We start from the raw sequence: 16,122 nt of genomic DNA on the forward strand, positions 1-16,122 counted from the left end.
ACCGAATAGGCCAGAACAGTTCCATTCTCGTGTGGTGCCGCAGTCATATTGACCGTTATCATTGATAGCGTAGCCAGCACTGCAACCGAGTGGTGTCGAGTTGTCACAAGAGCCATTGATCGGGCCAGTGCAGGTGGGGTTGGCGTAAGAGCAAGTGCCTGAGTCGGCGCCACCGTCTTGTCCAGCACATATCCATTGGCGTGTGGTCCCGCAGGCGGTTTCCCCGTTATCATTAATAGCGGAGCCGGCGTTGCAACCAAGTGGTGTTGAGTTGTTGCAAGAGCCGTCAGTCGGAACAGAAGGCGGTGGCGGATTAGAAACTGTCATCGAACACTGACCAGAGTCAGAACCCCCATTGGAGCTGTAACAACGCCACGATGCGGTTGATCCACTATACGATACGCTGCCAGGATCTCCGGAAAGGCACTCGCCCGGAACTGTATTGCCGCACGCGGCATTCACAGGGCATATCGGGTTTTCAAAGGAGCAAGCCTGATCAAACCCAGTATCTATGCCCTGACAAGTCCATGTCCGCGTTGTGCCGCATGCCGTTAGGCCATTGTCATCGACCACCGGGTGCGGATTGTCACAGGTACCTGGCGTATCTCCGCAGCCGGCGTCACGTGGACGAATTATAGTGGCAGAACAACTAGCGTCATTTGACCCGCATATTCCTGTGGTTGTTCTTCCATAGCAAGTCCAGCAATATGTCCTTTCATAAGTGCTGCCGCCACACTCTACAATGTTTGAAGTTTGGCCAACTGCACATGTATCTGGAATATTCGTAAATCTATCAATAGTCGTGGTGCCGTTACTACTACCACAGGCCGCGACGATATTTTCAGTATCAAATACGCAAGCTGCCGCTGGCCTTATCAATGAGGTTGCTGAGAAAATGACGATCAGGATAAGTAAGTATCGCTCTAGCCTCATGGACCCGCCTTCTTATGCTGCGCTGGTGCGAAACAATTGACCGGTGGGCTGTCATTTGAAGTCTTACACTGCCAATGCCATGATCCAACGCGCTTCACCTTGGTTGGATTTCCGCAGGTGCAGAGCCCCGATGTTGGCGCGGTTGCCGAAGCTTTGAGAGTGGCTGGCCCGCAAATTCCGTTGGTTCCATAGCCATCTTTGCAGCCCGAACATGTCGCAAATTTTGGGTTAGGCTTTGCCTTCCATTTTCCAGTTTTCGGATCACAAATCAGATCGCGGGCATCGATCCACCCCCTTGAGAAGGCAATCGTATCCTCAGCGTAAGCACCAGTTTTTGGTTTGGAGAGAGTGTCGGCGGCGCACGAGCACCCATCAACAGACCAATTGATTCCGTAGAGATCGTTTTGCTTGCAGGCAGCTGCATTTGCTGGCTGATGTGATGACACAATTATTAGCAGAAACGATAAAATTGAGAATGAAGTGAATATTCTTGATGGAATCATCTATCCCCCGATATATTATAAGGGTAGTCGAATTTTATTAACAATATACTAAGATAGTGTGATCACTAATCTATTATGATAGATTCCTATTATTCATATTATTTGCGTTAGCGATTGTTACCCATTCGGGCTGAGACTTTGGCTCAGGGGCATGGCCCTAGAGCGCGGGCCGGAGGCAACGGCCATTGCCAGGGAGTTGGGCTCTCTTGCTAGCGCATCAGCCAAAAATGGGACCGAGGCCTTGATCTCAGATAGGATGAATGAGATAGGCACTCTCGACCTCAATATGCCGTTATTCACCTTGAAAACATGAATTTTCCCTACATAATACGCCGATTGCCTGTTAGAAATATCTATGGTATTATCTAACAAGAAGGATGGGAAAAATGTCTGCTGTTGCCGATAGAATCATCAAGCGAGTGCGAGGGAAAGGGCGCGGCTGGGCCTTTACGCCCAAGGACTTTCTCGACCTCGGCACGCGTGCATCCGTGGACATGGCGCTCACCCGTCTCGTGCAGGCGGGGCACATCCGGCGCATCGGGCGCGGTCTCTATGATTATCCCAAGCTGCATGATCGCTTGGGCGCACTCACGCCTGACGCTGACACCATCGTCCAGGCAGTTGCAACGCAGAGCGGCGACAAGGTCGTCGTCTCCGGTGCTCAGTCGGCCAACCGCCTCGGCATCTCGACGCAGGTTCCGGCGAAATCGAGTTACGCAACCAGCGGGGCGACGCGCGTGAAGAAAGTGGCGGGTCGCACGATCGCGCTCAAGCGATCACGCGCGCCCATTCTCGACGATGGGTCGGACAACGCGAATGCGGTGCTCCAAATGCTCGCTCATGTCGGTAAGGCCAGTGTTGATGATGATCTCATTCGTCGCCTCGCCGCGCGGCTTGATGATCGTGATCTCAAGACACTCAAGAAAGCGCAGTCGCTCATGCCAGGATGGATGAGCGATGCCGTGCTCAAGATGGGCATGGTGCTCAATGGATGAGTTCGCACGTCGTGGTGATGATGATCGTCTGGCATTCATCAATGAAGCGGCGGCTCGCCGCGATGTGACGCCGATCATCATCGAAAAGATTTCTGGGTCTGCTGGACGCTGCGTCGTTTGATGTCTGTTCCTGTGCTTGCGGACAATCTAACCTTCAAAGGCGGCACGTCCCTCTCCAAAGCCTACGGGATCATCGAGCGCTTCTCGGAAGACATCGATCTCACCATCGGGCGCAACGCGCCGATGATCATCGATACCAAGCCGCCGATGGAAGATGACATCAGCGGCAAGGAGCGCGAGCGACGCACGAAAGCGCTTAAGGCTGCCGCGCAAAGATACGTGCAAGAGATTGCACTTCCCGCGCTCAGCAATGCGATTGCAGAGGCGCTTGGCACAAGCGGCGGTTGGTCGGTGCTGATCGATCCCGAGGATAACGACGCGCAAACGATCCTCTTCGAGTATCCGAAGTTGCTGAACTATGGCGGCGGCTATGGAGCCGGGGGATATGGCGTCGGCAAATTCGGTGAAGGCGAAGACGGCTATATCCGTCCGCGCATCAAACTCGAATTCGGCGCGCGCGGCGAAACCGAACCATCGGAATCTAAATCGATCATCTCCTATCTCGCTCAAGAGTTTCCGGACGAGTTACCTGACGCAACGGTCAACGTCGCGACCTTGTCGGTTGAGCGGACCTTCTGGGAGAAGGTCACGATCCTGCACGCGCTTCATCATGGCACGAAGCTGCTGCCGGAGATGTCGCGCCACTATTACGATACCGCGATGCTGGCTGAGAAAGGCATCGACGATGCCGCAATGAAGGCCCCTGACCTTCTCGCCAGGGTCGTGCTCAACAAGAGCCTGATGTTCGCCGAAAAGAAGGCATCATATGACACGGCGACACTTGGCTCGTTGCGACTGCTGCCGACCGAAGATCTGCGCGAACGCCTCCGCGCAGATTATGCAGCCATGGCCGAAATGTTCATGGTCGCGCCGCCCTCATTCGACGATCTGATGACGGCGATTGGCGCGCTCGAAGCAAAGCTGAACGGATAACTCGCGCTCAAAAGAGTGCGAGCTGACGCGATGCGGCGGCGGTTTCGCGCCATGCGTGGGTGCGTGACATCTCGTCTATCCACGCTTCGACGTAGGCCTCGGGGCCGCCCATGTGATCGACATTGGTGCGATTGATGAAGTGCGAGCGATATCCGGTTTCGGTGATCGGAAGCGGTGCGCGTGCTGGCTTCACGCTTTCGACCTCAAGATGTGCCATTGATTGCCCATCATCGAATGAGACGTAATCGGCGATCCAGCGAATTTCGATTTCGATGCCGTTCCAGTTTTTGTGAATGATTGCGTAGTCGGTTTTCATGTCTGCCTCCTTTGGCGTTTGGGTTCGTCCGGTGGACGGGCAGGCAAACGGCAGGGTTCGAAGGGGCAGCGTCACCGAAGGGAAACGGCCAACACGGGAGCGCAGCGAATGGATCGGGCAAGCCGTTGACGATGCACCGGCCCTGCCAACATTCCCGTCATCATCACCGGATGATCACAGACGCGGGGTAGACAATGAAAAGGGCCGACAGGCGGCCCCACGATAGAACGGTATTGAAATTGAAAGGCGGCTTACGCCGCCTCTCGTTGTTCGATCTGAGCAATGCTCTTGAGGTATTCGGCAGCCTTGTTCGCAGCACTCGCCGCCGTGAAGATTGCTTTGCGGTCGCCTTTCAGAATGCGCAGCCAATGGCCGATATAGTCAGCATGATCGGCGCGTGGTTCTGCGGTGATGCCAAGATCACCACAGAGAAATGCAGCGCCAAGTTCAGCAACCATTTCTTCCATGGCGTAAGCATCATCGCCAAAGCGTTCACCGAAGGTGCGCGCGCAACGTGTCTCTGCGCCTGACCAATGGGTCAGCTCGTGAAGCAACGTGGAATACCATCCTTCGGTCGCGGTGCTGGTCTTCGTGCCAACGAAGCGATGACGATCCGGCATCGTGATGCTGTCGGTTGTGCGATTGTAGAAAGCGCGTTCACCGGCAACGGTGATGTTTGCACCTGTGGATGCGATGAATGCTTCGGCAGCATCGCATGGATCGATACGATCAATCGACGGTTCGATTGCAGGTAATTCGAAGCCATCAACCTGTGCGACGTTGAACACGCGCGATGCGCGAGCGACGAAGAACCGATTGCCGCGACCATCATCATCGCCGGATGATTGTGTCTCACGCTCATGCGGCGCGAGGTCACGATAGAAAATGATGATGGAAGATTTCTCGCCTTTGCGGACTTGAGCGCCCTTCTCTTGCCATTGGCGATATGTGCCCCAGAGGCCATGATCGAATTGCTGGCAATATGCCGATGCCCAGAGGGCGACGGTGTTGACGCCGCGATAGGCGTTCTTGCTTTCGACATTGGTGGGACGTTCGATTGATCCGCCTGCACGATGCCAAGGCATTTGCGGATGCTCGGCTCCGGCTTCGATTGCGGCAATGATTTGATCGGTGATTGCTCCGTAAACGTCGAAGCGTTCTTTTGATGAAGTGGTCATGTCCTGATCTCCTTTCGCTGTATCCTGAGGACGCGAAGGGAACAGGCTGGGGGAAAGTCGGACTGTCAGCCGTAAGGCGAAACGGGCAACACGGGAGCGCAGCGAATGGATCGGGCCGCCCGTTGACGGGACGACGACCTCAGCCACATTCGCGGCTAAGTCTCAGGGGTCAGCGAAAGGGGCAGTTTTCAGGAGAACGTCAGCTATCGAGCTCGTCTAACGGGAATAGCCCAAACCGAGTGCCATCGCCTTCAATGCCGCTGAATAGCAGCGCTTGTTCGTTAGCGCGGATATCCGAGGGCGGATCGGTATTCTCAACGATGATGAATTGCCGCTCGGGATGCGCAGCTGCGAGATAGGCGTAAAAACGGCTATTGAGATCCGTTGAACGCAGGTCATCTGTTGGGCTGTCGGGCTCGCGATAAGAGAGAAGCGGAGAGTCCAAAACGACAAACCCGGCATGGGGGGTGCCGAAGCGCGCGCAATATTCCATCAATCCAATCGTGAATGCAGACTGCGTAATGGCGCGCAAACCTTTGCCGTATGAGGTGCGCGGCTTTCCGTTGATGATGAGGTCGCGGACTTTCATATCGAAATGTACGCGGTCAATGTCAGGGAATCCCCACTGCTTGAGTATTTCCAAGACGAGTTTGGAGAAGCGGTCTACGGTCGATGTCGAAAGGTCGATCTCTACCGCATTGGTCGGTCCAGCATCCAACAAGTAATCGCCTTCAATTTTGGCCTTGCGCTGTTCAAGGTCAACCAGTGCACGATGAATCGACAAGGCCTCGCGAACCTCACTGCTCTTGTCCGCGAGACTCCGATAGCTGGAACGCATTTGCTTGAGGTTAGGTGCAACAGTTTTGTCAATTGTGGCCGACAGTTCAGAAAGTCGCGCCTCAAGGGCAGGCAATCGCTTTTCGAATGACACAGCCTCGTCGCGCAACGTGGCAATTGTCTCCAAAAGTTCACCGAGCTTCACGTCGATCTTTGCCATTTCAACGCGAGCGGCGGCTACAACGCTGTCCGTGTTTCCATCACAATCCTGCGCGGGGTTATGGTGCTCGGACTCCGCGCCGCATACGGGGCAAGATGCTCCTGCGAGTGCGCCGAATAAACTGCCTGCTTCGGCAATGGCTTCAAGGCGCTCAAGGTCGGATTTGTAATGCAACTTCAAGAGGGTGAAGCGCTCAAGGAGCGCTGTGATTTCCGTCAGGCGGTTGCGCGCCTCTTCGATCCGGCGCGCAACATCGCGTCTGTCTGTCGTAGCCTGCTTGAATTGAGCTTCGGTGACTGACAGCAATCCCCCTTGCTCGGCCATCGTCAATTCAAGCCGCGCAAGCTGATCTTGCAGCTCCTTCGGCGGCCCCGCGAGCGCCTTGATTTGTTTTTTGTACTCACCGATGAGCTGATCAAGCATGGCAATCTGCCCATCGCGATTGTGATCTTCTGCGGCGCTGCGTTTGGCCGATATCGCTGAGGAATCGTCAACGCCAGTGAGCAGGAGTTTGAATACTGAAGTGTTGGCGGTGTCAGCGCTGTAGTTGCCATCGGAGAGCGGCGAGCGCTGTTGGATGATTTCCTCTTCATTCACGACAATGAGGCGCGCGAGATTCCGGAAGCTTAAGCTTTGCGTTTCGCCCTTCTTGTTCTTCCGGATTCGCTTCTGTGAGAGCCCAATTTTCTCGAGCAAAAAAGCTGACAAATTGTCGTCGCGGCGATCATTATGTTGCTCGGCAAGATTCACGCCCGCACCTTCGGGCAAGCTGTTATAAAGCAAGCCATCGTGAATGGCGAACGGCCCACCTTCGACTGCGCGCACGATAGTGAACGGCTCGCAGTCTGTCGCCTCAACGGCTAGCATGACGGTATTATAGCCTACGCGCTCAGGTATGTCGCGTAGCGGCCCCTTGCCGCCCAACATGAAATCAATCGTATCGACGATGAAGGACTTTCCGGTGTTGGAAGCACCGTAAATGACGTTCAAGCCAGGGCCCAACGGCACGATGGCAGGATCGCGATTGGGGCCATGGTATGAAAGATATCGCAGACGAAGGCGGCTGGTCATAGGGCCAAGCTCTGCTCTGCGTGTTGGAACTCGACGACCCACTGGTCGAAAAACCGACGCATGAGATCATCAAAGTCTTGATCATCATAATCGGCCAGGTGCTGTACAAGCCAATTCGCACGACGTTTCAGCTCGACGACGTAGGAAGATTGCAGTGCATCCAGAAAAGACGCTGCCATTTCTCCGGCGCAAAAACGAATGCCCTTGTCCGTGACGACGCGATCGACGAGGTCGCGGGTCATCATAAGGTGAAGGGCGTTCTGCACAACCTTACGTCGCACCTCGGTTGCGGGCGTCCGGATCGGCGCATCGGGGTGCAGATCGTCGGGGCCGTCCAGTTCAGAAGTGTGGACAAGCAAATAATCGAATGCGACCATTCTCTGCAAATCGAAGGTGCGCGGATATGCAGCGCCAAGGACAGCAACGGCTCGAACACCTGCTTCTAAAGGTCCATTGAACGTTAAGGCTGGCGCGCGCGTCACTTCTTCCATGTGAGGCGCTCCTCGTTAGCCAGCTGATGACAAATTCCGTGACGATCACGCATGAACGCGCTTGATCCCAACGGATGAGAATCGAGCGGCAAGTTCGACGCGCCTGCTAGCACGGCCTTCACCCGTTCAAAACCATCGGCATGAGCACTATCGCACGTGTCAACGACGCCGTGATACACTTCGTCCTGAAGGCTTTCAAAGCTACCTGGCTCCACCTTGTCGCGAACGAAAACGCGAAACGATTCCGCGTGGTAGAAGGCTTCCCGTTGCCGTCCGAAGTGCTCATGCAGGGTTTTCCATTTTTTCAGCCCTGCAATGTCGTTGACGGCCCCCTTTGTATGGTCTGCATACGCCTTTATCAAAGCTCCGACATAGACGCTTTCATCTGGGTGAATGTCCTCTGGAGGGGCTTCTGGCTTGGGGCGTGCGGGTAGTCCGCCGCCAAAGCGCGAAACGAAAAATGGTGTTTTGCGATGCTCGTCGATCAGTTCGCGAGGTGTGATCGCCCGAAAAATCGAGAAGTCGAATTTCTCAACATAGGCCGCAAATTCACCCTCGAGGTCGATCTTGGTTGATGTGATTTTGGATGAAACACTTTTGTCCCAAACTTTGATCAGTTCGGCCTTCAGCTTTGGCGTGTTGGCGAGCAGGAGATTGAGCTGCGTGCCCGCCCCCTTAGGTGCCACGAAGAAATAGCGGCGCGGTGACGCATAGTGCCCATTGAAAGAGTGCCACAGAATCTTGCCGATTTCCGGCCACGCAGCGGCAGGCGAGACCGTGTTCCCAAAGCGTTTACACTGGTAATTGTCCCACGCTCCGGCGAGTTGCTTGCCGTCAACGAAACCGGCGATATCAATCCCCCTATCGTTGGCTCCTGTGGTGCGCACGACAGAAGCATACTGGCTCTTACGGCATTCACTCACCCACTCGTAGATGAAACCCTCCCAATCCTCCGGTGAATAAAGCCAAAGCATTTTTATTGGTTCAACAAGCGGACCATTCTGGAATTGTCCTGCGGAAGGCAGGGTTGTGGGTCTTACTGGTGTCGGCAGTTCAACGAAGCTTACCATCAAGCAGCAGCCCTCCTGCGCACATCATTCAAAACCTTTACGATCAGCTGCACATCCGCCTGCGGGAACACACCACTGACTCCTTGATCATCAAAGTCGGTGAATGGGCTTTCGTAAAGGCGACGCGGGTCCATCGCCCCGCGCTCGGTAAGGTGGTCGATAATCAAATTGAGGAACTCAATTTGATTGCCGTTCAGATTCTTGCCCGCCATGAATTCCGCGAATGCATCTTTAGCTGCGTCGCGCTCAAGCCCCACCAGGGAGCGGACGAACAATCCAAGACCGCCCTCTTCGCGTGCTTCGGCTAAGTCGCCATCGGAAGCGCCAGCTTCTTCAACCATAATGCGTTCCAGCTCTGCCAAGTCCTGCGGCGTGAGCTGTTCGTTCCGGCGAAGCTTCTGAATCGTTATGTGATCAGCGTGCTGCTTCAAGAAGTGGCGTACCTTCATCTGAAAGCGCGCTTTGTCGGTGCCGACGCCAGCATCAGGCAATTCAATGGTTGTCCCCTGGCCGATTTCGTCGGTGAAGTCGGTGTAGACAATGATCCGTTCGTCGCCCTCGATCAGCTTGATGAGCGCACGGAGGCGGCGACGCATTTGCTCAAGTGACCATGCATCGATGTCTTGCCAGTACTCGTCGGTTTGAACCTCAAGGATGAGGGGCATCTCCGCTGCCACCATCGGGACATTGGCCAGCTCTTCGAGACGGGCAGCGATGGCAATGACCTTCTCCTTGCACCGGATGAAGATCGCTTGGTTTTGCAGCAAAGCAATTTGGCCAGATAGGACGATATAGTCGAACTGCTTTGCCGTGATGTCATTGTCTTCAAGCGCGGACGGTAGGCCCGCCACCTCGCGCATCAAGGTATCGCGATCCTCGCCCGACAGGCAATCCCACGCATCCGATTGCTGGAAATGCTCGACAGCTTTGCGCTTTGCACGGACGAGAAAGTTATCGAGCGTCATGGCGCTGACTTCATCGAACAGTTGGCCTCGAACGTCGCTCTCCAACCGCTCCAGTCCTTCAGCTCGCTCACCTTCCGGCAGGTCTTGAAGGAAACCGACCAACTCAACGCGCGCCGCGAACAGCCGTTGGCCAAGTGAAACACCTAGCGCACCGTCGGTCACTTTCGGGTTCTGATTGAAAAACTCGAAATTCTGGCAGAAGTCGAAAATCAGAAAGTTATCTTTGTGGCGCCCTGGACCAAACAGGTCGGGACGGAGGCGCGTGCCGCGCCCGATCATCTGCCAGAACTTGGTCTTGGATCGGACTATCTTGAAGAACACGAGGTTGACGACTTCGGGCACGTCGATGCCGGTGTCGAGCATATCTACTGAGATGGCGATATGCGGCGCTTTGTCTGCAATCGAGAAATCGTCGATCAGCGACTGTGCGTATTCAGTTTTGAAATCGACCACCCTTGCGAACTGACCAGCGAGGTGCGGATAGTTGGCATCAAACCGCTCCGCGATGAACATCGCGTGGTCGTGGTTCTTGGCGAAGATGATCGTCTTGCCCAGACGGTCGCCTTCAGCCACCTTCAAGCCGTGAGTCATGAGGTGCTCAAGCACCTTGTCCACGGTGTCGGTATTGAACAGCCACTTGTTGACCGCATTGGCTTCGACTGCGCCGGACGGGAGCTTATCCTCCCATTCCAGCATGTCCCACTTCTCCTTTTCCTCGTCAGGAAGGGCATCATATTTGATGCCTTCACGCACGAATTTCAGCGGAACTGAAACAGCGGTCGGCGGTACGAGGAAGCCGTCGGCCACGGCCTCATCAAGGTCATAAGCATCGGTGGGGACGCCGCGCTCAAGCTCGAAGAGCGAATAGGTGTCACGGTCGATCTCGTCACGCGGCGTCGCAGTGAGACCAACCAGCAAGCTGTCAAAGTAGTCAAAGATTGCACGGTATTTCCGATAGATCGACCGGTGCGCTTCATCGATCACGATGAGGTCAAAGTGCCCTGGTCCATATTTGCGCTGACCGTTCTGCATTTCGTCGATCAGCCCCATCATCGTCGGATAGGTGGCGACGCAGACGCGCGCGCCGTTGTGATCGTTTTTCTTTGGGTCGTGCTTTTCGATCAGGTTCGCACTCGGTGCGCTGGGCAAGTGCGCTTTGAAATTGTTGTGCGCCTGTTTCACAAGCGCGACGCGGTCTGCGAGGAACAGCACGCGCTTGCACCAATTAGCGCGCATCAACTGGTCGATCAGGGCAATGACTGTGCGCGTCTTGCCTGATCCCGTGGCCATGACGAGCAGAGCCTTGCGTTGATGATCCTTCTCGAACACTTCACCAACGCGTCGGATGGCACGGGTCTGATAGTAGCGCTCGACAATGTCGGCATCGATGCTTGTGGTGGTCAGAGAGCGGCGATTGGATTTCCGCTGGTGCCAAAGCTCCAGTTCGTCCTTCTTGTAGAATCCGTGCACGGCGCGCGGGGGATAGCGTTCATCATCCCACAACCAATGCTCGTATCCGTTGGTGTAGAAGATCAGCGGCCGGACGCCGAACTCAGCCTCCAGGCAATCGGCATAGAGCTTGGCCTGCTGCTGGCCTACGCGCGCATCGCGCTTGGTGCGCTTGGCCTCTATGACTGCGAGTGGCTTCCCGTCATCGCCCCACAGCACATAATCGACGAAGCCTTCCTCTGCGGAATTGGGCATGCCCCTGACCGGATACTCGCGGTCACGTGGCTGATCGAGCGGCCAGCCAGCCTCGGCCAATAACAGGTCAATGAAGGCATCGCGGGTTTCGGCTTCATTGTAATCGTGGGTGTCGGCGGTCTTTTCGTTCGTCGCCTTGACGGCGGCAATCTCGGCCTGAAGGCGCTTGACCTCGGCATCGAGCGCGGTGCGATCTTTCTCACTTTTGATCCGCGCGGCCTGCTCTTCAGCCAGCGTTTTTGCGGCGTCTTCGCGCTCCTTCGCAAGCGCCTGCAACTTGGCGAGAGTTGAGGCTTCCACTTGCACCGCACGGGGTAAGGCTTCGGGATTGAAGGCCAGCGCTGCATCGGGTTTAGGTCCGCGCGCATAAGTGCGGACAAGCCAATAGCTAAAGTGGAACAACTCGCGCACGCAGATGATGGCATTCTGCGGGGGAACCGGGCGGGTTTCGTGCACCGCCTTGTTGCCCAAATCTTTGATGATCCGTGCTTTGGTGACAAGCGAGTTGCCGACGAGCGCACGGAACGTGCCTTCATGGATCAAAGCTGACAGTGCAGTGTCATAAGGCGACCGCAAGCTGCGGTCGTTGTCGTACATCCACTTGACCGCACTTTCCAACGCAAGGCGGGCATAAAAACAAGCCCCACGCGGATCCGCTAGTGCCGCAACCTCTGCCTTGCGGGCGAGTTCGTAGACCGGTTCGAATTCAGCTTTGAGGAAGGCAAACTGTGTCATTGCCCAACCCCATAGATGTGGTCAGCATTGAGCCTATCCGTCAGATATGGAGCAAACCCCGTGAGGATCACCGAAACTGCTATCAGGTCACGCAGTTCGACTTCACGAAGCTGCGTGGCAGGAGTTCCAGCGTGGCGTATGCCTGGGTACTGATTGGAAAACTTGTAGATGCACTTCGCAGACTCTTTGAGCTTCTCGTGCGGCCAAGTGCCAACTTGGTCACAAATCGCGCCAAGAGTGTTTGTGGTCACGTTCGGAGCGATTTGGCCAATTGCTTCGAGCAAATTCGCCTGCCGTGAAATGCACGCCTTGATGCGTGCGGGAGTCGCGCCTCCTTTCAGATCGCGGAACGCTTCCTCGAAGTCACCCATGATCCCATTGAGATGAGCATCGCCCGCCGTCGCCGTTTTCAGCTGGCTGATCAGTTGCGTGAATACGCCTGAGATCGTTGGATGGAGTGAGAATGGGCGGCGTAAGTCGTAGCGCAGATTGTACTTTTCGATGAACGCTTCAACGAGATTCACATACCGGTTTGAAAGTGCGTCGCCGCCGATGTCATCGATCTTTGCGAATGCCCTCTCCAATGCAGATACAGCATCTACCTCTGTTTGGAGTGTCGCGTGCAGGCCTTCGCGCAGCCACCGGCGCACGTCCTCAGGCTCCGCTGTCAACGCTTGCTCATAGGCCAAGCGTTCTTTGTTATAGTTTTCCATCGCAGCCTGATATTCTGCCGCTGCTGCAATTTCGTCGGGATCAGACATGTTCCCATCGGGGTCAAAAGCGGTCGGCTCAGGCGGTGCGGTCGGCATGCGCGGCCTCGGCATCAGCGCGGCATAAAGCTCTGAAAATAGCTCCACTGGCGCGCCCCGAGTTTCATAGAGGCGAACCCAGATATCGTTCCAAACATAAGGCCAAGCTGATTTCAGGTCGCCACGCATCGCTACAGCTCCCCTTTGAAGGCGCGGTGCTGGAGGGACAGGAAAAGCCTTTCAGCAGATGCATGCGCGTCTCTGTGAGCTCGTATTAAATTAGTGACAAAAGCAATGCGATCTGAAAATTCAGACAGTCGTTCAGCCGGTGGCACATAAGCAGGATACTTCTCCAGCAATTCCAAGTTCACACCTGACTGCCCTGCTGTCCGTTCTGAGTTGGCAACAACATAAGAATGCAATCTCGGCTCTTGAAGAAGATAGAATACAAAATCCGATGTAAGATGTCGCTTCGGCTTGGCCTTCATCAGTGCAACATTGTACGTACCCGATAAGCCTCGGAATATTTGGAATACGGGAGGGCCGTATCGCCCGATCATCACATCGTCTTCTGTAAAGGGTCGCTTCGCCAATGATTTGGGGACCCAAGTTGGGTACTTATCCGTCCTAAAGTCGCGTATCTGAACGAACCGGACACGATCTGGACCATCCTCGTACAAGAAATGAGATTTTGCGGGTTGCGATCCGCCAATAAACTCGACCACGTCGCCTAACGGCAATGCCTCGAAGCCCTTCGGGTTGGTCGCTGGGTCACCAAATATCTCGTGAAAAATGGCTTGGCCGAGCTGGTTGAGGCGGTCGATGGCGCGCTGGCGCATACGGCGCAACTCGTCCGCCTGATCGAGGATCGCTGCAATCCGCTTCTGCTCTTCGAACGGAGGGATCGGAATTTCAAAATCTGCGAGAGCCTTGGGGCTTAATCTTGGCAGGTTCGCACCTGTAGTTCGCGAATTTGCGAACTCGATCATGGCTGGCTGACGGAGGAAATGCGTCAAGAATGACCGATCCAATTTTGGCCCGGGCTTGATTGGCACGATGTCTGTGCTGCAAATTCCGTCGAAGTCAGGCGTAGCAATCTTCGCCAGATAAGGACGCAGCTTCCCGTACAAGACGTGATGCTTGGTGAAGCGGAACTTGGTGCTTGCAAGGTCACCGGCTTCGACGGTTGCAGCGCCAAGAATCCTTCCACCAGATTCAATATGCTCCAGCCCCAGATAACTCGTGCCTGCGATGATGGCGTCGGAAGCTATGCCATCCCTTTCGATTGTTGCAACGTCGCTCAGTTTTGCCTGCCCCCAACTCATCCCAGCATTGCCTCCAGCTTGGTGAGGCCGTCGCTTATTTCCTGCTCTAGGGTGCGCAGTTCCTTGATGATGACGGTCGGCTTGTCGTGCGTCACTTCTTGGTGTTCGACTTGCTTGTAGCGATTCAGTGATAGATCATAAGTGCCAGTCGCGGCGATCTCCTCCTTCGAAACCGTGAAGCTCTGCGCGGTGCGCGGGTTCTCGCGCTCCGCGCCATCTCGCTTTGTCCATCTGGTGAGTGCGTCAGGCAGGTTGTTCTTCTCATGCTCTTCCGGCGTCAGCGGATAGGCAAACTGCACGCCGAGCTTTTCGTCAGGCAACAGCTCGTTGCGCTTATCGTCGAGAGAGTAGCCATCGGCCTGCATGTCATAGAACCAGACATCTTCGGTGCCGCCCACACCGGTCTTTGTGAAGAACAACACGGCGGTGGACACGCCCGCATAGGGCCGGAACACGCCGGAGGGCAGTTTCAAAACACCTTCGAGCTTGTGCTTTTCGACCAGTAGCTTGCGCAATTCCTGATGTGCGTTGGATGAACCGAAGAGAATGCCGTCGGGCACGACCACAGCCGCGCGTCCACCCGTTTTCAGCAAGCGCAGGAACAGAGCGAGGAACAGCAACTCGGTTTTTTTGGTCTTGACGATCTGCTGAAGGTCCTTGGCTGTCGCATCGTAATCAAGCGAACCGGCAAAGGGTGGGTTAGCGAGAATCAGGCTGTACTTGCCTGCGTCGCGATCATGCTCTTGTGCCAGGCTGTCTCGATAGCTGACATCAGGATTGTCTACGCCGTGCAGGGTCATGTTCATGCTGCCGATGCGGAGCATGGTGGGGTCGAAATCGAACCCGTGGAACATGCCGCTGTGGAAGTGCTTGCGAAGCTTCTCGTCACGGAAAAGCTGCGGATGATTGTCGCGCAGATACTCGCCCGCTGCCACGAGGAAGCCACACGTGCCAGCGGCAGGATCGCAGATCACGTCATCAGGTGTCGGCTGCGTCATTTCCACCATCAGCTGGATGATGTGGCGCGGCGTGCGAAACTGACCGTTGGTGCCCGCGCTCGCGATCTTGCCGAGCATGTATTCATAGAGATCGCCCTTGGTGTCGCGATCATCCATCGGAATTTTGTCGAGCATATCGACGGTCTTGGCGAGCAATGCGGCGTTGCTAAAACCGAGCCGCGCATCCTTCATGTGCTGGCCGTAGCTCGACCCCTCCTCGCCCATCTGGCGCAGGAAGGGGAAGACGCGTTCTGCAACGACATCCATCATTTCGCGTGCTTCGAAATTCTTGAAGCGCGACCAGCGAAGATCGGAATAAGGCCGTCCTAGCTCGTCGTTGCCATCAGGGAAAATCCGCCGCTCCATGGCGATGCCAAGGTTAGCGGCCTTGTTTTCCTCAAGCGTATGCAAGTCATCGAGCCGCTTGATGAAAAGAAGATAGGTGATCTGTTCGATAACAGACAGAGGATTAGACACGCCCCCTGACCAGAAAGCGTTCCAAATTTGATCAACCTGATTGCGGATTTCACCCGTTAGCATTGCGGCTCCATGTTCTTCTTAAGCCGCCACAAGTGACAGCCGGTAATGAAAGCATAATTCTGCTTTCTTGGGAAGGGGTTGGTTGCTCTAAACCACATCGCGGCGTGTCGATCAAACGGGCATGACGTTGGGCCATGGTTCGGTGCAGGTGGAGATGGCAATCTCCAAGTCATGCTCGTGGTTCAGGGCGCGAAAGCCCTGACGGCATCCAACCGGCGGACGGTTGGTCGATGGGGTCCAGGGGAGAGCGAAATCTCCCCGTGGTCATGGGGGTGTCGGGGGAGCAGGAACGCTCCGCCTGACTGGTGATGCAACGGCCATACGTTGCACCGGCTTCGACGATCTCCGCAAACGTTGCCCCTGCCTGCATCGCAGGCATCTGGGCAAGCGGATGGAGATTCGGAGAGGCCGGTTAGCCGGTGGGGATGCAACGGGGCACGCGCAGCGGGTGCCCCTTGCCAAGGTTGCGATGGTACTACCATCGACACCTTGCGGATCA

12 protein-coding genes are annotated in these 16,122 nt (G+C 55.5%); 3 read left to right on the plus strand and 9 right to left on the minus strand.

From position 1 onward, the window contains the following. The first annotated feature begins 1,822 nt into the window (after positions 1-1,822). The 3 genes from AC0QC4_RS05335 to AC0QC4_RS05345 are packed head-to-tail and all read left to right on the plus strand — an operon-like array spanning position 1,823 to position 3,484. Positions 1,823-2,431: a DUF6088 family protein gene (locus AC0QC4_RS05335; protein WP_483658701.1), complete on the plus strand. Its 609-nt coding sequence runs from the start codon at positions 1,823-1,825 to the stop codon at positions 2,429-2,431. Further along, complete coding sequence (locus AC0QC4_RS05340; RefSeq protein WP_483658702.1) at positions 2,424-2,552, plus strand: hypothetical protein; 129 nt, start codon at positions 2,424-2,426, stop codon at positions 2,550-2,552. Before AC0QC4_RS05335 ends, AC0QC4_RS05340 begins: the two co-directional genes overlap by 8 nt. After that, positions 2,552-3,484 carry a nucleotidyl transferase AbiEii/AbiGii toxin family protein gene (locus AC0QC4_RS05345; RefSeq protein ID WP_483658703.1) on the plus strand — a complete coding sequence of 311 codons (933 nt, stop codon included), beginning with the start codon at positions 2,552-2,554 and terminating at the stop codon, positions 3,482-3,484. Before AC0QC4_RS05340 ends, AC0QC4_RS05345 begins: the two co-directional genes overlap by 1 nt. A gap of 7 nt (positions 3,485-3,491) precedes the next feature. Here the strand turns inward: AC0QC4_RS05345 and AC0QC4_RS05350 are convergent, their stop codons facing one another. The 9 genes from AC0QC4_RS05350 to AC0QC4_RS05390 all read right to left on the minus strand — a co-directional run bounded on the left by AC0QC4_RS05350 (position 3,492) and on the right by AC0QC4_RS05390 (position 15,623). Continuing rightward, positions 3,492-3,800, minus strand: coding sequence for a hypothetical protein (locus AC0QC4_RS05350; protein ID WP_483658704.1), 309 nt, complete (start codon positions 3,798-3,800; stop codon positions 3,492-3,494). Positions 3,801-4,051: 251 nt separating this feature from the next. After that, positions 4,052-4,978 carry an ArdC family protein gene (locus AC0QC4_RS05355; RefSeq protein ID WP_483658705.1) on the minus strand — a complete coding sequence of 309 codons (927 nt, stop codon included), beginning with the start codon at positions 4,976-4,978 and terminating at the stop codon, positions 4,052-4,054. Between the two features lie 199 nt (positions 4,979-5,177). Then, positions 5,178-7,046 carry an AAA family ATPase gene (locus AC0QC4_RS05360; RefSeq protein ID WP_483658706.1) on the minus strand — a complete coding sequence of 623 codons (1,869 nt, stop codon included), beginning with the start codon at positions 7,044-7,046 and terminating at the stop codon, positions 5,178-5,180. Then, positions 7,043-7,537 (minus strand): ABC-three component system middle component 2, encoded by a 495-nt coding sequence (locus AC0QC4_RS05365; RefSeq protein WP_483658707.1) that lies wholly within the window; start codon positions 7,535-7,537, stop codon positions 7,043-7,045. The genes AC0QC4_RS05360 and AC0QC4_RS05365 overlap by 4 nt, the downstream gene beginning before the upstream one ends. Next, complete coding sequence (locus tag AC0QC4_RS05370) at positions 7,525-8,607, minus strand: ABC-three component system protein (RefSeq protein ID WP_483658708.1); 1,083 nt, start codon at positions 8,605-8,607, stop codon at positions 7,525-7,527. Before AC0QC4_RS05370 ends, AC0QC4_RS05365 begins: the two co-directional genes overlap by 13 nt. Continuing rightward, positions 8,607-12,011, minus strand: a complete 3,405-nt coding sequence (locus tag AC0QC4_RS05375; protein ID WP_483658709.1) for a DEAD/DEAH box helicase family protein — start codon at positions 12,009-12,011, stop codon at positions 8,607-8,609. Before AC0QC4_RS05375 ends, AC0QC4_RS05370 begins: the two co-directional genes overlap by 1 nt. Beyond that, positions 12,008-12,949 carry a hypothetical protein gene (locus AC0QC4_RS05380; RefSeq protein ID WP_483658710.1) on the minus strand — a complete coding sequence of 314 codons (942 nt, stop codon included), beginning with the start codon at positions 12,947-12,949 and terminating at the stop codon, positions 12,008-12,010. Before AC0QC4_RS05380 ends, AC0QC4_RS05375 begins: the two co-directional genes overlap by 4 nt. A gap of 2 nt (positions 12,950-12,951) precedes the next feature. After that, positions 12,952-14,085: a restriction endonuclease subunit S gene (locus AC0QC4_RS05385; RefSeq protein WP_483658711.1), complete on the minus strand. Its 1,134-nt coding sequence runs from the start codon at positions 14,083-14,085 to the stop codon at positions 12,952-12,954. Beyond that, entirely contained in the window at positions 14,082-15,623 is a 1,542-nt protein-coding gene (locus tag AC0QC4_RS05390) for a type I restriction-modification system subunit M (RefSeq protein ID WP_483658712.1), read from the minus strand. Before AC0QC4_RS05390 ends, AC0QC4_RS05385 begins: the two co-directional genes overlap by 4 nt. Between the last annotated feature and the right edge of the window lie 499 nt (positions 15,624-16,122).

This window comes from Sphingomonas sp. jy18 (assembly GCF_056931895.1).